This is a genomic window from Streptomyces sp. NPDC048353 (assembly GCF_055587165.1).
The window spans coordinates 1019926-1044118 of sequence record NZ_JBVJGU010000001.1 but is presented as its reverse complement, the minus strand read 5'-3'; the positions used below and the strand labels follow the sequence as shown (position 1 = coordinate 1044118).

Here is a 24193-nt window from a genome sequence, read left to right as displayed (position 1 = left end):
TATGCAGCAGCCGAGGGACGACGTTGGCCCTCCGCGAAATTTCGTGCAGGTTACATGATGGCTGGCTTCTCGGGAAGCGGATAGCACATTCCAGCATGCGGACACCGCTGACACGGAGCGGTGGCGTGGGTTCACCGAAGGACAGGTCGGTCTCGGGGTGTTCGTCTGGGTTCGACGACCCGTCGCGGAGCGGGCTTCGTTGCCCGCAGCGCTTACGCCTCATGCCCGGCGGTTTCGTGTTCGAAACCGATGAGTAACGGCTAGATATGTTGCGCTGTGCATAGTGTCTCACTGGTCCGGCGGATTGGCCCAGGGGATATACGTCACAGCAAGCATGCACGGAGAAGGCCCCCGCCGCAGGGCGAGGGCCTTCCTGGGGTGAACGCGCAGGTGGGAGCGGTCCTGGCGGGCCGTGGCGTCAGAGCGCGGCCCCGAAGAGCATGCCGAGTCCGTACGTCAGGGCCGCGGCGGCTCCGCCGAGGACGAGCTGGCGCAGTCCGCTGAACCACCAGCTGCGGGCCGTGACGCGGGCCACCAGCGCGCCGCAGCCGAAGAGCCCGACGAGGGCGAGCAGCACGGCGGGCCAGAGCGCGGTCGCCCCGAGCAGGTACGGCAGGACGGGGAGCAGGGCGCCGAGCGCGAACGAACCGAACGACGACACGGCGGCGACCATCGGCGACGGCAGGTCGTCGGGGTCGATGCCCAGCTCCTCGCGGGCGTGGATCTCGAGCGCCTGCTCGGGGTCGCGGGAGAGCTGCATCGCCACCTCGCGGGCGAGCGCGGGCTCGACGCCCCGGGAGACGTAGAGCGCGGCCAGCTCCTCCATCTCGTCGACGGGGTGCTTGCGCAGCTGCCGGCGTTCGACGTCCAGCTCGGCCTGGACCAGCTCGCGCTGGGAGGCGACGGAGGTGTACTCGCCCGCCGCCATGGAGAAGGCGCCGGCCGCCAGTCCGGCGAGGCCGGTGATGACGATGGTCTGCTGGGAGACCGCGCCGCCGGCGACACCGGTCATCAGGGCCAGGTTGGAGACGAGTCCGTCCATCGCGCCGAACACCGCGGGGCGGAGCCATCCGCCGTTCACGTCGCGGTGCGTGTGGTTGTCGCGGTGGGCCTCGTGAAGTGGTGCCTCGGTCTCGATGATGGACATGCTTCTCCCCTGTCGTTCCGGCGGGTCGGGCGGACCCCGCCTCCCCTCAACACCCTCGAAACTACGCTCGATGTAAGGGGCGCGCCAGCAAGGCAGGCCGTACTTAGTAAGGCGTACCTGATCTTGGTGACGGGGTTCAGGCGGGTGACAGAAACGATTCCGCGCACTCTTCGGGCCCCCGCGGTGGCACAGATTCAGGAACCGCGAAAGGGGACCGAGATGGGGACCGAGACGGGGACCACGACCCGTGACACGCGCGAGCGCGCCCGAGGGGCGCTGCTCGGCCTCGCGGTCGGCGACGCGCTCGGGGCGCCCGCCGAGAATCTGCGTCCCTCGGAGATCCGCCGCCGCTGGGGCCGGATCGAGGGTTTCGTGACGGACCGGCCGGCCGGCACCGACGACACGGAGTACGCGATCTTCTCCGGACTGCTGCTCGCCCGGCACGGCTCGGCCCTGACCGTCCGGCACGTGGAGCGGGCCTGGCACCACTGGATCGCCGATCTGGACGAGGGGCCCTTCCGGGGTGCCGGGTTCAGCGAGCGGGGCACCCTGGAGAACCTGCGGCGGGGGCTCGCCGCTCCCATCTCGGCCCAGCACCGCCACGCCTGGTCGGACGGGCTCGCCATGCGGGCGGCCCCCTTCGGGGTGTTCGCGGCGGGCCGCCCCGCGGAGGCGGCCCGGCTGGTCGCCATCGACGGCACCGTCAGCCACGACGGCGAGGGGATCTACGGCGGCCAGGCGGTCGCGGCGGGCGTCGCCGCGGCGATGGCGGGCGCGTCGGTGACCTCGGTCATCGCGGCCGCGCTCTCGGTGATCCCGATGGACTCCTGGACGGCCCGCTCGATGCGGCGCGCGGTGGTGGCGGCGCAGCGGATCCAGCCCGATCCCCTGACCCGGGAGCGCACGGTCCGCTCCGCGGTCGTCATCGGCGGCTACCCGTGGACGGACCTGGCCCCGGAGGCCGTGGCCCTCGCCTTCGGCGCCTTCGCGGCGGCGCGGGGCGACTTCCGTACGGCCGTGCTGACCGCGGTCAACATGGGCCGCGACGCCGACACCACGGCGGCGGTCGCGGGCGCCCTGGCCGGGGCGGCGGCGGGCGCGTCGGCGATCCCGGAGGAGTGGGGGTCCGTGATCGGCCCGGTGAAGGGGAGCTGTCTGCCGTCGATGCGGGGCTACCACGTCCTGGACATCGCGGACCTGCTGACGACGGACGAGGAGGACGCCGCATGACCACGACGGATTCCACCCACCGCACCTGGGGCTCCGGCGCCGCCCCGACCACGGACGATCACCCCGCCGACGACCTCCCGGCCGACACCTGGCCCCCGCACCCGCCTCCGGACACCGCGGCCCGGTCCGGAGCCCCCCGCGCCCCGGAGGACGGCCCGGACCCGGGCACCCGGCCCGCCGGGGCGGTCCAGGCGGTCGAGGCGGTCGAGGCGGTCGAGGCGGTCGAGGCGGTCGAGGCGAGTGTCCTGACCGGCGAGGCAGGCGTCCTGGCGGTCGAGGCGAGTGTCCTTACCGGTGAGGCAGGCGTCCTGACGACCGAGGCGGGTGTCCTGACCGGACCGGGCCGCGGGCCGGGTGTCCGGGCCGGGCGGGTCCAGGCGGATGTCCGGGCCCCGCGGGTCTCCGTCTCACGTGTCGAGGGGCTGCTCCTCGGGCTCGCCGCGGGGGACGCCGCCGGGTGGCCCGCGGCGCGGCACCGGGCCGCCCGGATGCCGGAGTGGACCCGCCGGCTCACCCGTGAACTCGACACGTTCGCCGAGCAGAACGCCACCACCACCCTGCCCGTCCCCATCGCCCTGAACCAGCCGCCCGAGCCGCTGCGTCTCGGCCCTTCCGACGACGCCGAATGGGCCGTCTTCACCGCCGAGGCCGTCCTCGCCGCCGCGGGCCCCCTCTTCTCCTCCCTCGCCCCCGAGCGCCGCCTCCGGGCCGCCGTCGACCTGGCCTGGAACTCGCTCGCCGGCCAGGTCGCCGCCGCCGCCGACCGCGCCCCCGAGGTGGAGTCCGCCGTACTGCCCCTGCGCGCCCGGATCTCGGTCCGCGCCGGTCTCGGCAATCTCGCCACCGGTCTGCGCCCGCCCGCCACCGGCCACGACAACCCCCACTACTTCGACGACGCCGCCTGCGTCCGCGCCGTCGTGCTGGCCGTCGTCCACCCGGGCGACCCGGTCGCCGCGGCCGAACTCGCCGAGTTCGACGCCCGGTACACCCAGGACGGCGACGGCGTCCACGGCGCCCGCGCGATGGCGGCGGCCGTCGCCGCGGCCCTCGGCGGGGCGACCGTCGACGACGCCGTGGCGGCCGCGCTCGCCCAGCTCCCGCCCGCCACCGAGATCGGGCGCAACGCCCGGCAGGCCGTGAAGATGGCCCAGGACGCGGCCGACGCCTTCGAATTGGTCCCCCTCCTGGAGCACCAGATCGTCGACCACGTCTACAGCTACGGCATCGCCGCCGCCGAGACCGTCCCCGTCGCCCTCGCCCTGGCGCTCGCCGCGCGCGGCCGGACGGCCGCGGCCGTCCCCGCCGCCGCCTGCCTCTCCCGCGTCGCCGACTCCGCTCCCGCACTGGCCGGCGCGCTCACCGGGGCGCTCGGGGGCGGCGACTCCGTCCCTGCCACCTGGCGCGACGCCTGCCGCACCCTCGCGGGCTGCGCCCTGCCCCGCCTCGCGGGCACGGACCTGGTCGAACTCGCCGAGCGGCTGGGAGACACGGAACCGGCCACACCGGGTGGACAATTCCGACATGACCCCCACACTGGATGACCGGATCACCGGCAGCCTCGTCGGCGCCGCCGTGGGCGACGCCCTCGGCGGCCCCGTCGAGGGCTACACCCCGACCCAGATCCTGGAACGCCACGGCGGCCGGATCACCGGCATCGTCGGCCCCTGGAACGGCGACTCCTGGCGCACGGCCCGCCCCATCGCGCCGTACCACAAGGGCGACGGGCACGTCACCGACGACACCTTGATGACCCACGCCCTCATCAGGGTGTACGAGAGGGTGCGCGACCACCTCGACGCGTACGCCGTGGCGGACCATCTGGTACCCGAACTCATGGCACGTCCCGTCTGGATCCCGGAGCTGGAGGCCGAAGCCCTCCCCCTCCAGCGGATCTTCCTCGCCGAGAAGTGGATCGTGACCCGTCTGCACTACGGCCACGCCGACCCGCGCGAGGCCGGCAACGGCAACATCGTCAACTGCGGTGCGGCGATGTACATGGCGCCGGTGGGCCTGGTCAACGCGGCGAACCCGGAGGCCGCGTACGCCGAGGCGCTGGACGTCGCGGGCGCGCACCAGTCCTCGTACGGCAGGGAGGCGGCGGGGGTGTTCGCCGCGGCGGTGGCCGCCGCCTGCGTGCCGTCCGCCACGCCCGGGTCGGTGGTGGACACGGCGCTCCGCCTGGCGAAGGACGGCACCCGCGCGGCGATCGAGGCCGTCGCCGAAGTGGCCGCCCGGCACACGGACTTCGAGTCGGCCTTGGAGCCGCTGCGGGCGGCGGTGGCGCCGTTCGACTCGGTGGGCCCGGACTACCGCGCCCCCTCCCTGGGCGCCCGCCGGCCCTCGCGGCTGCACGCGATCGAGGAGCTGCCCGTCGCCCTGGGGATGCTGCTGGTGGGCGAGGGCGACTACCGGCGTACGGTCCTGGGCTCGGTCAACTACGGCCGTGACTGCGACTCGATCGCGACGATGGCGGGGGCGATCGTGGGCGCGCTGCGCGGCGAGGCCGCCGTCCCCTCCGACTGGTCGAAGCAGGTCGCCGAGGCGAGCCGGCTGGACCTGCACGCCCCGGCCGCGGCGCTGAGCACGGTCGCACGGGAGGTGTTCGAGCGGGACACCGCCCGCCGCCGGGCGCACGAGTCGGCGTACGCGGCTCTGACGAGCGCGGGCCGATGAACCTCCGCGTGACCTGGGTGCAGCCGGAGGACCTGGTCGGCCACGAACTGCGCCAGGCGGCGGAGGACGGCCGCGACGCCTCCGCGGTCGCCGCTCGCTGGCAGGCGGCGGGCGGCCGGCCGGCGCCTCCCCTGGCGGGCGCGTCCCCGATCCCGCGCCCCGACCTCCGCCCGCTGGCGGAACGCCTCCTCGACGAACTGGCCGCCCTGCCCTCCCCCCTGGCGCCGCTGGAACCCACCTCGCTCGCCGCCATCCAGGCCGCCGCGAGCGCGCCCGGCGCCTCCCCGCCGCCGGAGCCCGGCCCGGCCCCGACCCAGGCACCGGCTCCGGCCCTTGCGGCGGCCCCGGGGCCGTCCTCCTCCCTTCGGGACCGGCTGCACGCCGCCTGGCTCGGGCGCGCCGCCGGGTGTCTGCTCGGCAAGCCCGTCGAGAAGCTGCCCCTCCCCGCCATCCGCGCCCTCGCCCGCGCCACCGGCAACTGGCCCCTCTCCTCGTGGTTCACCGCCAAGGGCGTGCCGCCCGAGCTGCTCGCCGCCCACCCCTGGAACCGCCGTTCCGCGCCCACCTCGCTCGCCGAGAACATCGACGGCATGCCCGAGGACGACGACCTCAACTACCCCCTCCTCGATCTGCTGCTCCTCCAGCGGTACGGCCGCGACTTCACCACCGCCGACGTCGCCCGCCTCTGGCTGGACGAACTGCCCGCCGGCCGCACCTTCACGGCCGAGCGCGTCGCCTACCGCAATCTCCTCGACGGTGTCGAACCCCCGCTCACCGCCGTCCGCCGCAACCCCTTCCGCGAGTGGATCGGCGCCCAGATCCGGGCGGACGTCCACGGCTGGACCCACCCGGGTGACCCGGTCGCCGCCGCCGCGCAGGCGCACCGGGACGCGGCGCTCACCCACACCGCCAACGGCGTCTACGGCGCCATGTTCGTCGCCGCCGTCCTCGCCACCGCCGCGACCGGCACCGCCGACGTCCACCGGGCGCTGGCCTCCGGCCTCACCGTGATCCCTCCCCGCTCCCGCCTGGCCGAGGCCGTCCGCCTCGGCATCGACGCCGCGCGCACGACCGAGGACTTCGATGCCGTCGTGGACCGGCTCCACTCCGTCCTCGGCGGGTATCACTGGGTCCATGCCGTCCCCAACGCCGCCCTGCTCGCCGCCGCGCTCACCCACGCGGACGGCGACTTCTCCCGCTCCGTCTGCGCGGCGGTCTCCGGCGGCTGGGACACCGACTCCAACGGCGCCACCGCCGGATCGGTCGCCGGCCTCCTCGCCGGCCACCCCGACCGGCTGCCCGACCGCTGGACCTCCCCCCTCAAGAACCGACTGTCGACCTCGGTCCCGTCCTTCGACGGCATCGGCTTCGACACCCTGGCCGAACTGACACTCCTGGAGGCAGTACACCCATGACCGGCATCGTGGTGCTCGGCAGCACCAACATGGACCTCGTCGCCTTCGTGTCCCGGGCCCCCGCACGCGGAGAGACCGTCACCGGCCGGGAGTTCCGCACCATCCCCGGCGGCAAGGGCGCCAACCAGGCCGTCGCAGCAGCCCACGCCGGCGGCGACGTGTCGATGATCGGCGCGGTCGGCAACGACGAATTCGGCGTACGGCTCCGCGACACGCTCGAGGCATCCGGGGTCGAGACCGACCTGCTGCGCACCTCCGAGGGCCCCTCGGGCACGGCCCACATCGTCGTCGACGACGAGGGCGGCAACGCGATCGTCGTCGTGCCCGGCGCCAACGGCACCGTCACCTCCCTCGACCACGGCGACGAGGCCCTGATCGCCACCGCCGACACCCTCCTCCTCCAGCTCGAACTCCCCCTCTCCGTCGTCACCGAGGGCGCCGCCACCGCCCGCCGCCTCGGCGTCCGCACCGTCCTCACGCCCGCCCCCGCCCAGCCCCTCCCGCCCGAACTCCTCGCCGTCACCGACCTCTTGGTGCCCAACGAGCACGAGGCCGCCGCGCTCACCGGCATCGCCGACCCGCACGCCGCCGCCGCGGCGCTGCTCCGGGACGTGCCCGAGGTCGTCATCACCCTCGGCTCCGCCGGCAGCCTCTACCTCGCCCGGGGCGGCGAACCGGTCACCGTCCCCGCCCCCCGCGTCCGGGCCGTGGACACCACCGCCGCCGGCGACACCTTCGTCGGCGCGCTCGCGGTCGCCCTCGGCGAGGGCCGCCCCGTCCCCGAGGCGCTGGCCTGGGCGTCGACCGCCGCCGCGCTCTCCGTCCAGCGCGAGGGCGCCTCGTCCTCGATGCCGTACCGCTCCGAGATCGACACCGCCCACGGCTCCCTCAGCGGACGGGAGGTCGACGCCGTATGAGGCCCTCGCCGCCCTCCCCCGAGCGGGCCGCCCCCCTCCACGGTCTGCGCGTCCTCGATCTCGCCACCCTCTTCGCCGGGCCCCTGGCCGCGATGATGCTCGGCGACTTCGGCGCCGACGTCGTCAAGATCGAGCACCCGCGCAAGCCCGATCCGTCCCGTGGCCACGGCCCGGCCAAGGACGGGGTCGGCCTGTGGTGGAAGGTCCTCGGCCGCAACAAGCGGACCATGACCCTCGACCTGTCCGCCCCCGGCGGCCGGGACACCCTGCTGCGCCTGGCCGCCGACGCCGACGTGATCGTGGAGAACTTCCGCCCCGGCACCCTGGAACGCTGGGGTCTGGGCTGGGAGGAGCTGTCTGCCGTCAACCCCGGCCTGGTCCTGACCCGCGTCACCGGCTTCGGGCAGTTCGGCCCGTACTCCCACCGCCCCGGCTTCGGGACCCTCGCCGAGGCGATGAGCGGCTTCGCCTCCATCACCGGCGAGCCGGACGGCCCGCCCACCCTTCCCCCCTTCGGCCTCGCCGACTCGATCGCCGCCCTCGCGACGGCGTACGCGGTGATGACCGCGATCACGGCCAGGACGGCCACCGGCCGTGGCCAGGTCGTCGACATGGCGATCATCGAACCGATCCTCTCCGTCATCGGACCGCACCCCCTCTGGTACGACCAGCTCGGCTATGTCCAGCCGCGCACCGGCAACCGCTCCCGCAACAACGCCCCCCGCAACACCTACCGCACCTCCGACGGCTCCTGGGTCGCCGTCTCGACCTCCGCCCAGTCGATCGCCGAGCGCGTCCTGCGCCTGGTGGGCCGCCCTGACCTGATCGACGAGCCGTGGTTCGCCGACGGCGCCGGCCGCGCCGACCACGCGGACGTCCTGGACGACGCCGTCGGCACCTGGATCGCCCGCCACACGCGTGAGGAAGCCATGACCGCCTTCGAGAAGGCCGAGGCGGCGATCGCGCCCGTCTACGACATCCGGGACGTGATGGCCGATCCGCAGTACCGCGCCCTGGACACCGTCACCGAGGTGCCCGACCCCGAGCTGGGCCCGATCCGCATGCAGAACGTCCTCTTCCGGCTCTCCGACACCCCCGGCGCGATCCGCTGGGCCGGCCGGCCGCACGGCGCCGACACCGCCGACGTGCTTGCGGAGCTGGGCCTCTCCCCCGCCGAGATCAGCGCGCTGCGCGCCGAGGGGGCCGTATGACCCCCCTCCCCCTCACCTGGCTGTACGCCCCCGGCGACCGTCCCGCCGTCGTCGGCAAGGCCCTGGCCTCCGGCGCCGACGTGGTCATCGTCGATCTGGAGGACGCGGTGGCCCCGGACCGCAGGGCATACGCCCTGGCCGCCACCGTCGATCTGCTCTCCGACCCCCAACCCGTACCGATCCATGTCCGCATCCACACCCCACGGGACATCGCTCCGCTGGCCTCCCTCCCCGGCCTCGGCGGTTTCCGTGTTCCCAAGGTGACACACGCCACTGACATCCACCGGATCGCCGAAGCGGCCCCCGGCGTTCCGCTCTTCCCGCTCCTGGAGAGCGCGCTGGCCGTCGAGCACGCCTACGCCATCGCCTCGGCCCACCCGGCCGTCCACGGCATCGCCCTCGGCGAGGCGGACCTCCGCGCCGACCTGGGGCTGCGCCACGACAGCGGTCTCGACTGGCCGCGCGGCCGCGTCGTGGTCGCCGCCCGCGCGGCCGCCCTCCCGCCCCCGGCCCAGTCCGTGCACCCCGACATCCACGACCTGGACACGTTGGCCGCCGACTGCGCCCGGGGCCGCGCCCTCGGCTTCCTCGGCCGGGCGGCGATCCACCCGCGCCAGCTCGCCGTCATCGAGCAGGCGTACCTCCCGACGCCCGACGAGGTCGCCGCCGCCGAGGAGGTCGTCAAGGCGGCGGAGACGGAGGAGGGTGCCCTGGCCCTCCCGGACGGCCGCTTCGTCGACGCGGCCGTGGTCACCGGCGCCCGCCAGGTCCTGGCCCTGGCGGCGAGGGCGTGACCGGCGGGCCCCGGACGCGAAGACCCCCGGCCCGGACGGCAGGGGCAGGGGCAGGGGCAGGCAGCGGAACCGGAGGACGACAGAACCGCCCGGCACCTTCCGGTGCCGGGCGGCCCTGTGCGTGTCGTGTCGGCGGTCAGCTCTTGCCGGCCGCTCCCGCCCCGTGGTCGGCACCGTCCTTGGCGGACTCGCCCGCCGCGGCCTCCCCGGCCCCGGCGTCGGAGCCGGTTGCGCCGTCCCCGGTCGCCGAGGTCCCGATGCCCTCGGCGTCGCCGTCCTTCGCGTCCGCGGAGGACTCGGAGGACTCGGAGCCGTCGGGGTCCGTGGTGTCCTTCGCGGTCCCGGACGCCTTGTCGCCCTTCGCCTCGGGCTCCACGGTCTCCTCCCGCCCGGGGCGGACCCGCGACGAGATCACGATGTAGGCGACGGCGAGGACGAAGACGACGATCGCCGTCCAGACGTTCAGCCGCAGGCCGAGGACGTGGTGCGCCTCGTCGACGCGCATGTACTCGATCCACCCGCGGCCTGCGCAGTACGCGGCGACGTAGAGGGCAAAGGCCCGCCCGTGGCCCAGCTTGAAGCGGCGGTCGGCCCAGACGACGAGCAGCGCGACGCCGATGCACCACAGCGACTCGTACAGGAAGGTCGGGTGGTACAGCCCGGCCTCGCGGTTCGCGCCGGCGCTGATCTTCAGGGCCCACGGCAGGTCGGTCGGCTTGCCGTACAGCTCCTGGTTGAACCAGTTGCCCCAGCGGCCGATGGCCTGGGCCAGGGCGATGCCGGGGGCGATGGCGTCCGCGTAGGCCGGCAGCGGGATGCCCCGGCGGCGGCAGCCGATCCAGGCGCCCACCGCGCCGAGCGCGATGGCGCCCCAGATCCCGAGGCCGCCTTCCCAGATCTTGAAGGCGTCGACCCAGTTCTCACCCTCGCTGAAGTACAGCTGGTAGTCGGTGATCACGTGGTAGAGCCGGCCGCCGACGAGGCCGAAGGGCACCGCCCAGACGGCGATGTCGGCCACGGTGCCGGCTTTGCCGCCCCGGGCGATCCAGCGCTTGTTGCCGTACCAGACGGCAACGAAGACACCGATGATGATGCAGAAGGCATAGCCGCGCAGCGGAACCGGTCCGAGGTTGATCACACCGGTCGACGGGCTGGGAATGTAGGCAAGGTCCATGGCAGGACCGACGCTACCCTGCCGGGCGGGCGGGACGGCAGCCCGCCCGGCAACGTATGCGTAACTACCGCCGCCGGCCGGTCGTCAGCCGCCGGCCGTCGGGGATGCCGTGCCGGGCTTCTTGCCCTTGCCGGCCTCGGCGACCCACTTCTTCAGGTTCTCCGGGGAGATCTGCTCGTTCCCCTTCGTCGGGAAGATCGATTCGCCGTCGAGGAGCACCGTCGGGGTGCCGCGGAAGTCGCTGTTCTTGAAGGCGGTGTTCGACTTCCCGACCCAGCTGTCGTGGGTGCCGTCCTCGACGCAGCTGCGGAACGCGGGGGTGTCGAGTCCCGGCACCTTGGCGGCCAGTTCGAGCAGCTTGGCGTTGTCGGCGAAGGCGTCGTCCGTCTCCGGCGGCTGGTTGACGTAGAGCAGGTCGTGGTACGCCGTGAACTTCCCGGCGTCCTGGGCGCAGGCGGCGGCGTTCGCCGCGCGCAGGGAGCCGCTGCCGCCCATGTTGCCGTCGATGATGGTGGCCAGGTGGTACTCGGTCTTGAGGGCGCCGGACGCCTCCAGCTCGTGGATGGTGTCCCGGAAGGCGTTCTCGAAGGACGCGCACGCCGGGCAGCGGAAGTCCTCCCAGATCGTGAGCGTCGCCGGGGCGTCCGGGCGGCCCGTGGGGATGGCCGGGGTGTCGTCGCCGATGGCGCCGGTGGGCGCGACGACGGGGCCCGCCTTGTCCGAGCCGCTGTCCTTGCCGCCGGTGTTGGCGGCGATGACCCCGGCGACCGCGGCGAGGCCGAGGACTCCGACCACCGCCGCCGACACGATGAGGACCCGCCGCTGCTTCGCGCGCGCCTTGTCGCGGTCGCGCTGCTCCTTGAGGCGCTCCCGCGCGCTCTGCTTACCGTCTCGGTTCTTCTCGCTCACGCCCACAGCAACGAACCGGGGAGGCACGTCCGCGCCTCCCCGGTCCCAGGTCCACCCATACGGGTTACGAAGTGCGGCGCACGCCCTCGGCGAGTTCGCCCGCCAGTTCCCTTACGGCGGCGAGTCCGGCGGCCTCGTCCTCGGCGTCGAGCAGGCGCTTGACGAACGCGGACCCGACGATGACGCCGTCGGCGAAGGTCGCGACCTCCTTGGCCTGCTCGGCGTTGGAGACGCCGAGCCCGACGCAGACCGGCAGCTCGCCGGCGGCGCGGGTGCGGCGGACGAGGTCGGCGGCCTGCTCGCCGACCGAGGCGCGGGTGCCGGTGACGCCCATGAGCGAGGCGGCGTAGACGAAGCCGGAACCGGCGGCCGTGATGGTCGCCAGCCGCTCGTCCTTGCTGCTCGGCGCGACGACGAAGACGGTGGCGAGACCGTGCTTGTCGGCGTGCTCGCGCCAGGTGGCCGACTCCTGGACCGGCAGGTCGGGCAGGATGCAGCCCGCGCCGCCTGCCGCGGCCAGCTCCTCGGTGAAGCGCTCGACGCCGTAGCGGTCGATGGGGTTCCAGTACGTCATGACGAGCACCGGCTTGCCGGTGGCGTCGTGGGCCTCGCGGACGGTGCGCATGACGTCGGCGATCCGGACGCCGCCGCGCAGGGCGATGTCGTCGGCGGTCTGGATGACCGGGCCGTCCAGGACCGGGTCGCTGTGGGGCAGGCCCACCTCGACGATGTCGGCGCCGCCGTCGAAGACGGCCTTGACGGCCGCGATGCCGCCGTCCACGGTCGGGAACCCGGCCGGGAGGTAGGCGATGAGGGCGGCGCGGTTCTCGGCCTTGGCCTTGGCCAGCGTGTCGCCGAGCAGCTGGATGTTCCCGCTCACTTGGTGTCCCTCCGGATCTCGCCCGCGCCGTCCTCGGCGGCGGCGTCGGCCTCGACCGGGGCCGCGTTCGTGTCGTACAGCCCGAAGTAGCGGGCGGCCGTGTCCATGTCCTTGTCACCGCGCCCGGAGAGGTTGACGACGATCAGGCCGTCCTCGCCCAGCTCCTTGCCGACCTGGAGCGCGCCGGCCAGCGCGTGTGCGGACTCGATGGCCGGGATGATGCCCTCGGTGCGGGAGAGCAGCCGCAGGGCCTGCATGGCCTCGTCGTCGGTGACGGCGCGGTACTCGCCGCGGCCGGTGTCCTTGAGGTACGAGTGCTCCGGGCCGATGCCGGGGTAGTCCAGGCCGGCCGAGATGGAGTACGGCTCGGTGATCTGGCCCTCGTCGTCCTGGAGGACGTACGACCGGGAGCCGTGGAGGATGCCGGGCTCGCCGGCGGTGAGGGTGGCGGCGTGCTCGCCGGACTCGACGCCGTGGCCGGCCGGCTCGCAGCCGATCAGGCGGACGCCGGTGTCGGGGATGAAGGCGTGGAAGAGGCCGATGGCGTTGGAGCCGCCGCCGACGCAGGCGACGGCCGCGTCGGGCAGCCGCCCGGCACGCTCCAGGATCTGGCGGCGGGCCTCGACGCCGATGACGCGGTGGAAGTCGCGGACCATGGCGGGGAAGGGGTGGGGTCCTGCGACCGTGCCGAAGAGGTAGTGGGTGCGGTCGACGTTGGCGACCCAGTCGCGGAAGGCCTCGTTGATGGCGTCCTTCAGGGTGCGGCTGCCGGACTTCACCGCGACGACCTCGGCGCCGAGCATCCGCATGCGCGCGACGTTCAGCGCCTGGCGCTGGGTGTCGATCTCGCCCATGTAGATGGTGCACTCGAGCCCGAAGAGGGCGCAGGCGGTGGCGGTGGCGACGCCGTGCTGGCCGGCGCCGGTCTCGGCGATGACCCGGGTCTTGCCCATGCGCTTGGTGAGCAGCGCCTGGCCCAGCACGTTGTTGATCTTGTGCGAGCCGGTGTGGTTGAGGTCCTCGCGCTTGAGGAAGATCCGGGCGCCGCCGGCGTGCCCGGCGAACCGGGGCACCTCGGTGAGGGAGCTGGGGCGGCCGGTGTAGTGGACCATGAGGTCGTTGAGCTCGCGGGCGAACTCGGGGTCGGCCTTCGCCTTGTCGTACTCGACGGCGACCTCGTCCACGGCGGCGACGAGGGCCTCCGGGATGAACTTGCCGCCGTAGGCGCCGAAGTAGCCCTCGGCGGTGGGGACCTGACCCTCGGGGTCCGGGATGAAGAACTCGCTGGACATGCGTCTGCTCCTCGCGGGGCGGTCGCCCCGTGTGACGTGCGGTCTGGTGATCACGTGGGGCGCGCACCCGGGGCCGCCGTCGCACTCGCCCCTACGGGGGCCGCAGGGGTGTCAGACGGTGGTCGTGGTGGTGCGCGCGGGGCGCGTGGGCCATCGCATGCCGTTGACCTGGCCGGGCTCGTCGCCGATGACGTACCGCACTCGGCGGCCGTGGACGCGGCGGGCGGGCGCGCGGCAGCCGCGCGGGCGGCAGCCGCGGGCGAGCGGGGCGTGGACGGGCGCGGCGGCGGTACGGAGCCTGCCGCGGCGGCCGGGCGCCGACGGCACGCCGACCGCGCACCGGGCGGCGGGGCCCGGAGCGTGCGGCGTGTCGTGGCGGCGGGTCACGGTCGGGTCAGCTCCGGCCGTGGCGCAGGGCCGGGTGGGCGCCGGCGGCGACCAGGTCGGCGACGGCGGCCTTGGGGTCGCGGCCGGTCACAAGCGACTCGCCGACCAGGACGGCGTCGGCGCCGGCGTTGGCGTAGGCGATGAGGTCGTGCGGGCCGCGGACGCCGGACTCGGCGATCTTGACGATGCCGGCCGGGATCTCCGGGGCGACGCGGTCGAAGGTGGAGCGGTCGACCTTGAGCGTCTTGAGGTTCCGGGCGTTGACGCCGATGATCCGGGCGCCCGCGTCGACGGCGCGCTCGACCTCGTCCTCGTCGTGGACCTCGACCAGCGGCGTCAGGCCGATGGACTCGGCGCGCTCGATCAGGGAGACGAGGGCCTCCTGCTCGAGGGCGGCGACGATCAGGAGCGCGAGGTCGGCGCCGTAGGCCCGGGCCTCCCACAGCTGGTAGGCCGTGACGATGAAGTCCTTGCGGAGGACCGGGATGTCGACCCGGGCGCGTACGGCTTCCAGGTCGGCGAGCGAGCCGCCGAAGCGGCGCTCCTCGGTGAGCACGGAGATGACGGCCGCGCCGCCCGCTTCGTAGTCGGCGGCGAGGCCGGCCGGGTCGGCGATCGCGGCGAGCGCGCCCTTGGAGGGGCTGGAGCGCTTGACCTCGCAGATCACGGTGACGCCTTCGCCGCGCAGTGCGGCGACGCCGTCCTTGGCCTGCGGCGCCTTGGCGGCGCGCTCCTTGAGCTCCTCGAGGGAGACCCGCGCCTGCCGCTCTGCGAGGTCGGCGCGCACGCCTTCGATGATCTCGTCGAGCACACTCACGCGAGAGGCCCCCTTCCGGGAGGGTGATGGTGACGGTGGTGAAGATGAACCAGGTTCAGCCATGTCGATGGTATCCGCAGCGGGGCGCGAGGCCCGCATCCGGTGGAGGTGCGTCCCACGTGCTGGGACTTCACGGGGCGAGCGCGGCGCCGAACGGCAGGTTCCGTACGAGGGTGAAGGCGGCCAGGACGGCGCCGATCGCCCACCACAGGGCCGGGGAGATCACGAAGCGGCTCGGCAGCCCGCGGACGGCGCGAATCAGCCATACGGCCATGACGACCGCGAACAGGCCGTAGCCGACGACGGCGAGGGCGTTGGCGCCCAGGGCGGTGCCGAACTCGCCGTGGACGAACGCGTGGGCGCTGCGCAGGCCGCCGCAGCCGGGGCAGTACAGGCCGGTGAAGCGCAGGAGGGGGCAGACGGGGTAGTGCCCGGGTTCGTTGGGGTCGATGGCCCCGACGTAGGCGAAGGCGGCGGCGACCGCGCCGAGCGCGCCTACGGGGGTGAGCAGTCGCCGACCGAGCGACCGGGGCGCGAGGGGGAGGCCTGAGGGGCCTCCTGAGGCCTCTGTGGCGCCGTGGGCGGCCCAGGGCCCGTGGCCGGGCCCTGGGCTTCCGTACGCCGGCCCTGGCGTGTCCCTGTCCGTGTACGTGCCGTGGGCGTCCCGGTACGGCGCGCCGGGGCCGTCCCCGGATCGGTGGCCCGCGGAGGCGGTGGGCGCGCCCCCGGGGGCATGGGGGTGGTCCTTCGGGCCGGTCGGCCCGTCCGCGGGTTCCCGAGGTGCCCGGGCGTCCCCTCCCGGCCGCTGCTCGGGCGGTGCCGGAGGCGTCGGCGGGGCTGCTTCGTCGGTCACGGCGGGGGCCGTCGGCTTCGCTTCCACGCGGTGATTCTCGCCCCTGACGCGAGAAGGCGCAGCCCGGCATGGCCGGACCGCGCCTTCCGGCAGGTCGTGGGTCAGACGCGCGCCTTCTCGGACGCCGCCGCACGGGCGGCGGCGACGTGCTCCGACTCCTTCGGCATGCCGAGGCCCGCGGCCTTCATGGCGAGGCCGACGACACCGCCGACGGCGATGACGGCGATCCCGGCCCAGAAGCCGGCCACGTTGGCCGCCACCATGAAGACCCCGGCGATGCAGAAGCCGATGAAGGAGATGATGACACCGGTCCAGGCGGCCGGGGTGTGTCCGTGGGCGCTGCCCGCCATGAGTTGCTCCTCGTTGCTGTTGCTCGGTGGTGGCTCAGTGGTGAGGTCACGCGTGCGCGGACACTCACGGTCATTGTCCCGCACACAGGGGCGCGGCGATGAATCGGGGTGCCGCAAGGATCACGCGTCGCGCTCAGCTCTCGCGCGTCGGGTCCTCGCCGCGGTCCAGGGCCTTCCACAGGTCCTCCGGCCGGTCGGGGTCGCCGGCGGCGCTCGCGGCGCCGGGCCGGGCGGGGCCGCGGGCCGGGCGGGCGCCCCGGGGGCCGGCCTCGCGTTCGTAGCGGCCGCCCATCGCGGGCCAGCTCTTGCCGTAGCGCAGGGCGAGGAGCCCGGCGAGCAGGATCAGGAGCGCGCCGGCGGCGGCGACGTACGGCCACGCGGTGTGGGTCAGACCGGCCACCGAGGCGGCCGTGTCGCCGCTGATGCGGGCGGCCTCCGCGTCCAGGGCGTCGCTGTCGGAGGCGCCCAGGAGCGCGGCCAGCGCCGCGCCTGCCCCGCTGAGGGCGAGGAGCCCGGAGACGAGGGTGCGGCCGGTGCGGCGGACGGCGAAGACGGCGACCAGCGCGGCGAGTCCCACGATGGCGAGGGCCGTCGGGACGCCGGTGACGGCGCCGCCGTCGGCCTCGACGGGCACGGTGCCGCCGCCGACCGCCGCGGTTCCCTCGGCCCAGATCTGACCCGAGGAGAGCAGGACGACGGTGGCTCCGAGGGCGCCGAGCAGGAGAGCCGCGGCAAGGCTGCGGCGGCCGCCGGGCGCGGCGGCCGTGCCGCTCGCGCGGGCGGCTCGGGGCTGGGGTACGGGTACAGCACTCACGTACCCCACTATCCCTTACGCGCCCGGCGCGGCGTTCATCCGGTTGGCGGTGTGCACCGCGCGGAGCACGGCGGCCGCCTTGTTGCGGCATTCGTCGTCCTCGCCGACCGGGTCGGAATCGGCGACGACACCGGCTCCGGCCTGCACGTACGCGGTGCCGTCGCGGAGCAGGGCGGTGCGGATGGCGATGGCGGTGTCGGCGTCCCCGGCGAAGTCGAGATAGCCGACACACCCGCCGTACAGTCCGCGCCGCGACGGCTCCAGCTCCTCGATGATCTGCATGGCGCGCGGCTTGGGGGCGCCGGACAGCGTGCCGGCCGGGAAGCAGGCGGTGAGGACGTCGAAGGCGGTCCGGCCCCGGGCGACCCGTCCGGTGACGGTCGAGACGATGTGCATGACGTGCGAGTACCGCTCGATCGACATGAAGTCGACGACCTCGACGGAGCCCGGCTCGCAGACCCGTCCGAGGTCGTTGCGGCCGAGGTCGACGAGCATCAGGTGCTCGGCGCGCTCCTTGGGGTCGGCGAGCAGCTCGTCGGCGAGGTCGTGGTCCTCCTGAGGGGTCGCGCCGCGGTGCCGGGTGCCGGCGATGGGGTGGAGCATCGCCTGCCCGTCCTCGACCTTGACCAGGGCCTCGGGCGACGAGCCGACGACGTCGAAGCCGTTCTCGAAGCGGAAGAGGTACATGTACGGGGAGGGGTTGGTGGCGCGCAGCACGCGGTAGACATCGAGCGCGGAGGCGCCGCAGGGCGTCTCGAAGCGCTGCGAGGGCACGACCTGGAAGGCTTCGCCGGCCCGGATGCGCTCCTTGATGTCCTCGACGGCGTCCTGGTAGGCGGGGCCGCCCCAGAGGGCGGAGTACGCGGGCAGCTCGGAGGCGGGGAGCGCGGCGGGGACGGTGGCGACCGGGCGGGCCAGGTCGGCCTCCATCGCGTCGAGGCGGGCGACGGCGTCCGCGTACGCCTCGTCGACGCCGGTCTCCAGGTCGTTGTGGTTGATGGCGTTGGCGATCAGCAGGACGGTGCCGTCCCAGTGGTCGAGGACGGCGAGGTCGCTGGTGAGGAGCATGGTCAGCTCCGGGAGCCGCAGGTCGTCGCGGCCGTGCTCGCCGATCTTCTCCAGGCGCCGGACGATGTCGTAGCCGAGGTAGCCGACCATGCCGCCGGTGAAGGGCGGCATGCCGGAGGCGAGGTCGCGGGGCGTGTGCAGGGCCTCGACGGTGGCGCGCAGGGCCTGGAGGGGGTCGCCGTCGGTGGGGACGCCGACGGGCGGGGTGCCGAGCCAGTGCGCCTGACCGTCGCGGACGGTGAGGGTGGCGCCGCTGCGGACGCCGACGAAGGAGTAGCGGGACCAGGAGCGGCCGTTCTCGGCGGACTCGAGGAGGTAGGTGCCGGGGCGTTCGGCGGCGAGCTTGCGGTAGAGCCCGACCGGGGTGTCGCCGTCCGCGAGGAGCCGGCGGCTGACAGGGATCACGCGGCGGTCGGCCGCCAGCTTGCGGAAGGTCTCGAGGTCCATGGCGGCTGACCTTACTGGGAGAGCGGGAGCACGTCGGCGTCGAAACAGGTGCGGGCGCCCGTGTGGCAGGCGGCGCCGACCTGGTCGACCTTGACCAGGACGGTGTCGGCGTCGCAGTCGAGGGCGACGGACTTGACGTGCTGGACGTGGCCGGAGGTGTCGCCCTTGACCCAGTACTCCTGGCGGCTGCGCGACCAGTAGGTGCAGCGGCCGGTGGTGAGGGTGCGGTGGAGGGCCTCGTCGTCCATCCAGCCGAGCATCAGCACCTCCCCGGTGTCGTACTGCTGGGCGATGGCGGGGAGGAGACCGTCCGCGCTGCGCTTGAGGCGGGCGGCGAGGGCCGGGTCGAGATTGCTGCTCATGGGGCCATTCTGCCGTGACCGGCGCGTTCGCCCGGAAAGGCGTCCACTGGGCGGAACGGCGGCGGGCGCCGTACGCTGGCGGGCATGTCGACCCATGCCAAGCGTGAACGACTTCTCCTCGCCGATCTGTTGGAGGCGGCCGGGCCCGAGGCCCCGACGCTCTGCGAGGGGTGGCTGACCACGGACCTCGCGGCGCACGTGGTGGTGCGCGAGCGCCGGCCGGACGCGGCGGCCGGATCGGTCGTACCGCTGCTGAAGGGGCGGCTCGACCGGGTGCAGGCCGAATTCGCGGACAAGCCGTACGAGGAGCTGGTCCAGCTCATCCGGACGGGTCCGCCGAAGATGTCGCCGTTCACCATCAAGCAGGTGGACGAGGGGGCGAACACGGTCGAGTTCTACGTCCACGCGGAGGACGTCCGCCGCGCCCAGCCCGACTGGTCGCCGCGCGAGCTGGACCCGGTCTTCTCGGACGTGCTGTGGGCCCGCCTGGAGAAGGGGGCGCGCCTGCTCGGCCGCAGGGCGCCGGTCGGCCTGGTGCTGCGCCGCCCGAACGGCCAGACGGCGGTGGCGCACCGCGGCACGCCGGTGGTGACGGTCTCCGGGGAGCCGGGTGAGCTGACGATGTTCCTCTTCGGCCGGCAGGACGCGGCGAAGGTGGAGATCGACGGCGAGCAGGACGCGGTGGAGCGGCTGCAGCAGGCGAAGCAGCTGGGGATCTAGGGCGTAGTAGCGTCGTCCGCCCGCAGGGCGGGGCTGGGGGCGTCAAACACGCCCTAGAGGGCGTCCCGGGAGCTCCCGCCGGGGAGCTCCGCGCGGCGCAGGGCCGTGACGGAGAGGCCGTACGCGCCGCCCAGGGTGCAGAACGCGGCGCTCGCCACGAACACCGGGCCGAGGCCCCACAGGCCGACGGCCGCGCCCGTCAGGGGGAAGCTCAGCGGGGCGAGGCCCAGGCTGACGAAACCGGTCACCGCTGTCACCCGGCCGAGGTACGCGGGGTCGCATTCGGTCTGCGTGAGCGCGCCGCACAGCGCGCCGCTGACCCCCGCGAGCAGCCCCACGCAGAGCGCGAGGGCCACGGCGACCGGCAGGTCGGGAACGTACGCGAGGGCGCCCAGGCAGATCGAGCCGAGGGCGATCGTCCAGCCCAGGACAGCCCCCGCGCGCGGTATGCGGCCCCGCACGGTCAGCAGCAGGGACGCGCCGCCTGCTCCCGTACCGAATCCGGCGAGGACCCAGCCGATGCCGGATGCGCCCCAGCCCCGCGCGTCGGCGAGGAGAGCGAGGCCGACGTTGAGGGGGCCGACGAAGCCGAGGTCGCTGAGCGCGACGACGATCACCAGCGGCCCGAGGACCCGGTGCCCGCGCAGATAGCGCAGGCCGTCCGCGAGGTCGCGCAGGGCCGCGCGGTCCCTGGCCGGCGCGCCGCCCGGCAGCGGGGTGATCCGCAGCGCGAGGAGCAGCGGCAGCGAGGCCGCGAAGAGGAGTCCGGCGACCCCGAACGCGGCGGCCGGGCCGCCGAGGGCGACGGCGAGGCCGCCGAGCGGGGCCCCGAGGACGAGCGCGGCGCGCTGGGCGAGGCCGCGCATGCCCTGGACGCGGGCGAGCTGGTCGCGGGCGGCGATCCGGGGCGGCAGGGCGCCGACGGCGGGCAGGAAGAGGGCGTCGACCGTGCCGAAGACCAGGGCGACGGCGGCGAGCACCCACAGGGCCGGGCTGCTGAGGAGCAGGACGGCGGCGACGGCGAGGACGACGAGGCAGCGGACCGTGTCGGAGAGCAGGACGACCCGGCGGGGCCCGAAGCGGTCGGCGACGACTCCCCCGCCGAGCATGAGCAGGGCGCGCGGGACGGCGCTGACGGCCATGACCAGCCCGGCCTGGGCGGGTGTGCCCCCGCGGACGGCGGTCCAGGAGAGGGCGAGGTAGTAGATGCTGTCGCCCAGGGCGGAGGCGGAGTACCCGCCGAGCCAGCGCAGGACGTTCGGGTCGCGGTGTGCGGGGCGGGCGGCGGCCGCGGTTTCGGTGAGCGCCGTCATGACCGGTAGGGGAAGCCCTGGAGGTGGACGGCGACGTTCTCGCGGCCCTCGGTGTCCCCGGCCTGCTCGGCGGCGCGGGCCGCCGTGTCGTACTTCTTGAGCAGCGCGTCGAGCTCCTTGCCGAGCGCGGCGAGTTCGGCCGCGGTCAGCCGGGGCAGCCACTCGGAGCTGACGGACGCCGAGCGCCACGCGTCCGACCAGGTCAGCCGTTCGTCGAGGAAGCGGCGGTGGAGCGCGACGCGCTGCTCGTTGATCGTGCGGCCGAGGGCGTCGCTCGCGGCGACCAGTTCGGGCGTGCCCCGGACGTCCTCGTCACGGATGGAGAGGCCGTCCGAGCTGGGCTGCCACCAGCGTTCGCGGCCGTCGTCGGAGTGACCGCGAGCCTCCTCGATGAGGTCGTGCTCGGCCAGTTTGCGCAGGTGGTAGCTGACGAGGGAGACCGCCTCGTCGACCTGCTCGGCGAGTTGGGACGCGGTGGCGGTGCGGGCGACGAAGAGGGCGCGGTAGAGGCGCATCCGCAGGGGGTGCGAGAGCGCCTTGAGGGTGCCGAGATCGGTGATGCGGCGGTTCTCCTGCGAGGTCATGGACACGACCGTAGATACGAAAGGAATCTTGCACAACATAAATTGCACAAATAATCCTGCCGATCGGGCCACGAAAAAAGGCCCCCGGACGGGGGCCTTTCTCCTGGCGCTGCTCAGCGGACCGGGTGGCCCGCCTCTCGGAGGGTGTCCTTGACCTGCGAGATCCGCAGGTCGCCGAAGTGAAAGACGGAGGCCGCGAGGACCGCGTCCGCGCCCGCCGCGACGGCCGGCGGGAAGTCGGCGAGCCGGCCCGCGCCGCCGCTCGCGATCACCGGGACGGTGACGTGCTTGCGGACCGCGGCGATCATCTCGGTGTCGTAGCCGTCCTTGGTGCCGTCCGCGTCCATGGAGTTGAGCAGGATCTCGCCCGCGCCCAGTTCGGCGGCCCGGTGCGCCCACTCGACGGCGTCGATGCCGGTGCCCCGGCGGCCGCCGTGGGTGGTGACCTCGAACGTGCCGGCGGGGGTGCGCCGGGCGTCGACCGAGAGGACCAGGACCTGGCGGCCGAAGCGCTCCGCGATCTCCTGGATCAGCTCCGGGCGAGCGATGGCCGCCGTGTTGACGCCCACCTTGTCCGCCCCGGCCCGCAGCAGCCTGTCGACGTCGTCGGCCGCCCGGACGCCGCCGCCCACCGTCAGCGGGATGAAGACCTGCTCGGCGGTGCGGCGCACCACGTCGTAGGTCGTCTCACGGTTGCCGGAGGAGGCGGTGATGTCGAGGAAGGTCAGCTCGTCCGCGCCCTCGGCGTCGTAGAGCTTCGCCATCTCGACGGGGTCGCCCGCGTCCCGCAGGTTCTGGAAGTTGACGCCCTTCACGACCCGGCCGTTGTCCACGTCCAGGCAGGGGATCACGCGTACGGCGAGGCTCATGCGGCCGCACCGCCCTGACCCTCGGGGCGGTACGCCTCGACCTCGACCTCGACGACCAGGCTCGGGTCCACGAAACCGGAGACGATGATCATCGAGGCCGCCGGGCGGACCGCGTCGAACAGCTCCTTGTGGGCGCGGCCGACCTCGTCGACGTCCCGGGCGTGGGTGAGGTACATCCGGGTCCGTACGACGTGCTCCGGGCCCAGACCGAGCTTCCCCAGCGCGTCGAAGGCCACGCGGAAGGAGTTGATCGCCTGCTCGTACGGGCCTCCGCCGGCGATCTGGCCGCCGACCACGGACGTGCAGCCGGAGACGAGGACCAGGCCGTTCGGCAGCTCCACCGCGCGGGAGTAGCCGAACTGCTCCTCCCAGGGAGCGCCGGTGACGACCTTCTTCACGCCGTCGGTCATGCGGAAGCCACCGCCTCCAGCGCCTCCTCCAGGGTGAACGCCTTGGCGTACAGCGCCTTGCCGACGATCGCGCCCTCGACGCCCAGCGGGACGAGCCCGGACAGGGCCCGCAGGTCGTCCAGGGAGGAGACGCCGCCGGAGGCGACGACCGGCTTGTCGGTGGCGGCGCAGACGTTCTTCAGCAGCTCCAGGTTGGGGCCCTGGAGGGTGCCGTCCTTGGCGATGTCGGTGACGACGTAGCGGGCGCAGCCCTCGGAGTCGAGGCGGGCCAGCGTCTCGTAGAGGTCGCCGCCGTCGCGGGTCCAGCCGCGGCCGCGCAGGGTGGTGCCGCGGACGTCGAGGCCGACGGCGATCTTGTCGCCGTGCTCGGCGATGACCTTGGCGACCCACTCGGGGGTCTCCAGGGCGGCGGTGCCGAGGTTGACGCGGGTGCAGCCGGTGGCGAGCGCCGCGGCGAGCGAGGCGTCGTCGCGGATGCCGCCGGAGAGCTCGACCTTGATGTCCATGGCCTGGGCGACCTCGGCGATCAGCTCGCGGTTGTCGCCGGTGCCGAAGGCGGCGTCCAGGTCGACCAGGTGCAGCCACTCGGCGCCGGAGCGCTGCCAGGCGAGGGCGGCCTCCAGCGGGGAGCCGTAGGAGGTCTCCGTACCGGACTCGCCGTGCACGAGGCGGACGGCCTGGCCGTCGCGGACGTCGACGGCGGGGAGGAGTTCAAGCTTCTGAGCCATGATCAGAGGGTCTCGATCCAGTTGGTGAGGAGCTGGGCGCCGGCGTCGCCGGACTTCTCGGGGTGGAACTGGGTCGCCCACAGGGCGCCGTTCTCGACGGCGGCGACGAACGGCTCGCCGTGGGTGGCCCAGGTGACCTTGGGGGCCCGCATGTTGGGGTTGCCGATCTCCAGGCTCCACTCGCGCACCGCGTAGGAGTGCACGAAGTAGAACCGGGCGTCGGCGTCGAGGCCGGCGAACAGCTCGCTGCCCTCGGGCGCGTCGACCGTGTTCCAGCCCATGTGGGGCACGACCGGGGCGTTCAGGGGCTCGACCGTACCGGGCCATTCGTCGAGGCCCTCGGTCTCCACGCCGTGCTCGATGCCACGGTTGAAGAGGATCTGCATGCCGACGCAGATGCCCATGACGGGGCGGCCGCCGGCGAGCCGGCGGTCGACGATCCACTCGCCGCGGGCCTCCTTGAGGCCCTTCATGCAGGCGGAGAAGGCTCCGACGCCGGGGACGAGGAGTCCGTCGGCGTTCATCGCACGGTCGTAGTCGCGGGTGATCTCGACGTCGGCGCCGACATGGGCCAGGGCCCGCTCGGCGGAGCGGACGTTGCCGAAGCCGTAGTCGAAGACGACGACCTTCTTGGGGGTGCTCGTGGTGCTCATGCCGCTTATTCCCAGATTCCCTGGATCCGCAGGACGCCGGCGACCAGGCACATCACGGAGGCGATGGCGAGGACGGCGATCACGCCCTTGGGCAGTCCCTGCTTGGCGAAGGAGTACACGCCGCCGGCGAGGAAGAGCCCGACGACGATGAGGACGGTGGAGAGGCCGGTCATGGA

27 protein-coding genes are annotated in these 24193 nt (G+C 74.0%); 8 read left to right on the top strand and 19 right to left on the bottom strand.

What is annotated here, in order from left to right:
* Positions 1–418: 418 nt before the first annotated feature.
* Entirely contained in the window at positions 419–1147 is a 729-nt protein-coding gene (locus ACZ6RC_RS04680; RefSeq protein WP_391140682.1) for a VIT1/CCC1 transporter family protein, read from the bottom strand.
* Between the two features lie 219 nt (positions 1148–1366).
* On the opposite strand from ACZ6RC_RS04680, the gene ACZ6RC_RS04675 reads away from it, so the two are divergent.
* The 7 genes from ACZ6RC_RS04675 to ACZ6RC_RS04645 are packed head-to-tail and all read left to right on the top strand — an operon-like array spanning position 1367 to position 9387.
* Positions 1367–2377, top strand: a complete 1011-nt coding sequence (locus ACZ6RC_RS04675; RefSeq protein ID WP_453615288.1) for an ADP-ribosylglycohydrolase family protein — start codon at positions 1367–1369, stop codon at positions 2375–2377.
* The gene (locus ACZ6RC_RS04670) at positions 2374–3918 is read left to right on the top strand and encodes an ADP-ribosylglycohydrolase family protein (protein ID WP_469579237.1); all 1545 of its coding nucleotides are present in this window, start codon (positions 2374–2376) and stop codon (positions 3916–3918) included. The genes ACZ6RC_RS04675 and ACZ6RC_RS04670 overlap by 4 nt, the downstream gene beginning before the upstream one ends.
* Positions 3899–5050, top strand: a complete 1152-nt coding sequence (locus ACZ6RC_RS04665) for an ADP-ribosylglycohydrolase family protein (protein WP_469579235.1) — start codon at positions 3899–3901, stop codon at positions 5048–5050. Before ACZ6RC_RS04670 ends, ACZ6RC_RS04665 begins: the two co-directional genes overlap by 20 nt.
* A complete protein-coding gene (locus ACZ6RC_RS04660) occupies positions 5047–6465 on the top strand; it encodes an ADP-ribosylglycohydrolase family protein (RefSeq protein ID WP_469579233.1) in 1419 nt (472 codons plus the stop codon). The genes ACZ6RC_RS04665 and ACZ6RC_RS04660 overlap by 4 nt, the downstream gene beginning before the upstream one ends.
* Positions 6462–7382, top strand: coding sequence for a ribokinase (gene rbsK, locus ACZ6RC_RS04655; protein WP_469579231.1), 921 nt, complete (start codon positions 6462–6464; stop codon positions 7380–7382). Before ACZ6RC_RS04660 ends, rbsK begins: the two co-directional genes overlap by 4 nt.
* Positions 7379–8593 (top strand): CaiB/BaiF CoA transferase family protein, encoded by a 1215-nt coding sequence (locus ACZ6RC_RS04650; RefSeq protein WP_469579229.1) that lies wholly within the window; start codon positions 7379–7381, stop codon positions 8591–8593. The genes rbsK and ACZ6RC_RS04650 overlap by 4 nt, the downstream gene beginning before the upstream one ends.
* Complete coding sequence (locus tag ACZ6RC_RS04645; RefSeq protein ID WP_469579227.1) at positions 8590–9387, top strand: HpcH/HpaI aldolase/citrate lyase family protein; 798 nt, start codon at positions 8590–8592, stop codon at positions 9385–9387. The genes ACZ6RC_RS04650 and ACZ6RC_RS04645 overlap by 4 nt, the downstream gene beginning before the upstream one ends.
* A gap of 136 nt (positions 9388–9523) precedes the next feature.
* On the opposite strand, the gene lgt is transcribed toward ACZ6RC_RS04645, so the two are convergent.
* The 11 genes from lgt to hisI all read right to left on the bottom strand — a co-directional run bounded on the left by lgt (position 9524) and on the right by hisI (position 18740).
* Positions 9524–10561, bottom strand: coding sequence for a prolipoprotein diacylglyceryl transferase (gene lgt / locus ACZ6RC_RS04640; protein ID WP_469579225.1), 1038 nt, complete (start codon positions 10559–10561; stop codon positions 9524–9526).
* Positions 10562–10645: 84 nt separating this feature from the next.
* On the bottom strand, positions 10646–11470 hold the full coding sequence (locus ACZ6RC_RS04635) for a thioredoxin domain-containing protein (protein ID WP_391140691.1): 825 nt from the start codon (positions 11468–11470) through the stop codon (positions 10646–10648).
* Positions 11471–11534: 64 nt separating this feature from the next.
* Entirely contained in the window at positions 11535–12350 is an 816-nt protein-coding gene (gene trpA / locus ACZ6RC_RS04630) for a tryptophan synthase subunit alpha (protein WP_469579222.1), read from the bottom strand.
* Positions 12347–13642: a tryptophan synthase subunit beta gene (trpB, locus tag ACZ6RC_RS04625; protein WP_391140693.1), complete on the bottom strand. Its 1296-nt coding sequence runs from the start codon at positions 13640–13642 to the stop codon at positions 12347–12349. Before trpB ends, trpA begins: the two co-directional genes overlap by 4 nt.
* A 111-nt stretch (positions 13643–13753) precedes the next feature.
* A complete protein-coding gene (gene trpM, locus ACZ6RC_RS04620; RefSeq protein WP_391141199.1) occupies positions 13754–13969 on the bottom strand; it encodes a tryptophan biosynthesis modulator TrpM in 216 nt (71 codons plus the stop codon).
* 67 nt (positions 13970–14036) lie between these two features.
* Positions 14037–14846 carry an indole-3-glycerol phosphate synthase TrpC gene (gene trpC / locus ACZ6RC_RS04615; protein ID WP_391140694.1) on the bottom strand — a complete coding sequence of 270 codons (810 nt, stop codon included), beginning with the start codon at positions 14844–14846 and terminating at the stop codon, positions 14037–14039.
* A 130-nt stretch (positions 14847–14976) separates the two neighbouring features.
* Complete coding sequence (locus ACZ6RC_RS04610; protein ID WP_469579448.1) at positions 14977–15357, bottom strand: DUF2752 domain-containing protein; 381 nt, start codon at positions 15355–15357, stop codon at positions 14977–14979.
* A gap of 443 nt (positions 15358–15800) precedes the next feature.
* Positions 15801–16049: an HGxxPAAW family protein gene (locus tag ACZ6RC_RS04605; protein WP_391140695.1), complete on the bottom strand. Its 249-nt coding sequence runs from the start codon at positions 16047–16049 to the stop codon at positions 15801–15803.
* Positions 16050–16182: 133 nt separating this feature from the next.
* On the bottom strand, positions 16183–16872 hold the full coding sequence (locus tag ACZ6RC_RS04600) for a TIGR02234 family membrane protein (protein ID WP_391140696.1): 690 nt from the start codon (positions 16870–16872) through the stop codon (positions 16183–16185).
* Positions 16873–16878: 6 nt separating this feature from the next.
* Positions 16879–18378, bottom strand: coding sequence for an anthranilate synthase component I (locus tag ACZ6RC_RS04595; protein WP_391140697.1), 1500 nt, complete (start codon positions 18376–18378; stop codon positions 16879–16881).
* A gap of 11 nt (positions 18379–18389) precedes the next feature.
* On the bottom strand, positions 18390–18740 hold the full coding sequence (gene hisI / locus ACZ6RC_RS04590) for a phosphoribosyl-AMP cyclohydrolase (protein ID WP_391140698.1): 351 nt from the start codon (positions 18738–18740) through the stop codon (positions 18390–18392).
* 84 nt (positions 18741–18824) lie between these two features.
* Between hisI and ACZ6RC_RS04585 the strand changes: the two genes are divergently transcribed.
* Positions 18825–19460 carry a TIGR03085 family metal-binding protein gene (locus tag ACZ6RC_RS04585; protein WP_469579218.1) on the top strand — a complete coding sequence of 212 codons (636 nt, stop codon included), beginning with the start codon at positions 18825–18827 and terminating at the stop codon, positions 19458–19460.
* Positions 19461–19513: 53 nt separating this feature from the next.
* Here the strand turns inward: ACZ6RC_RS04585 and ACZ6RC_RS04580 are convergent, their stop codons facing one another.
* From ACZ6RC_RS04580 to ACZ6RC_RS04550, 7 genes are all read right to left on the bottom strand, one after another.
* Complete coding sequence (locus tag ACZ6RC_RS04580) at positions 19514–20773, bottom strand: MFS transporter (RefSeq protein WP_469579217.1); 1260 nt, start codon at positions 20771–20773, stop codon at positions 19514–19516.
* Complete coding sequence (locus ACZ6RC_RS04575) at positions 20770–21357, bottom strand: ArsR/SmtB family transcription factor (RefSeq protein ID WP_391140701.1); 588 nt, start codon at positions 21355–21357, stop codon at positions 20770–20772. Before ACZ6RC_RS04575 ends, ACZ6RC_RS04580 begins: the two co-directional genes overlap by 4 nt.
* A 113-nt stretch (positions 21358–21470) precedes the next feature.
* Positions 21471–22226, bottom strand: coding sequence for an imidazole glycerol phosphate synthase subunit HisF (gene hisF / locus ACZ6RC_RS04570; RefSeq protein ID WP_391140702.1), 756 nt, complete (start codon positions 22224–22226; stop codon positions 21471–21473).
* Complete coding sequence (locus tag ACZ6RC_RS04565; protein ID WP_391140703.1) at positions 22223–22636, bottom strand: RidA family protein; 414 nt, start codon at positions 22634–22636, stop codon at positions 22223–22225. Before ACZ6RC_RS04565 ends, hisF begins: the two co-directional genes overlap by 4 nt.
* Positions 22633–23364, bottom strand: a complete 732-nt coding sequence (gene priA, locus ACZ6RC_RS04560; protein ID WP_453615326.1) for a bifunctional 1-(5-phosphoribosyl)-5-((5-phosphoribosylamino)methylideneamino)imidazole-4-carboxamide isomerase/phosphoribosylanthranilate isomerase PriA — start codon at positions 23362–23364, stop codon at positions 22633–22635. The genes ACZ6RC_RS04565 and priA overlap by 4 nt, the downstream gene beginning before the upstream one ends.
* A gap of 2 nt (positions 23365–23366) precedes the next feature.
* Positions 23367–24017, bottom strand: a complete 651-nt coding sequence (gene hisH, locus ACZ6RC_RS04555) for an imidazole glycerol phosphate synthase subunit HisH (protein ID WP_453615329.1) — start codon at positions 24015–24017, stop codon at positions 23367–23369.
* Positions 24018–24022: 5 nt separating this feature from the next.
* Positions 24023–24190 (bottom strand): hypothetical protein, encoded by a 168-nt coding sequence (locus ACZ6RC_RS04550; RefSeq protein WP_391140706.1) that lies wholly within the window; start codon positions 24188–24190, stop codon positions 24023–24025.
* Positions 24191–24193: the final 3 nt, after the last annotated feature.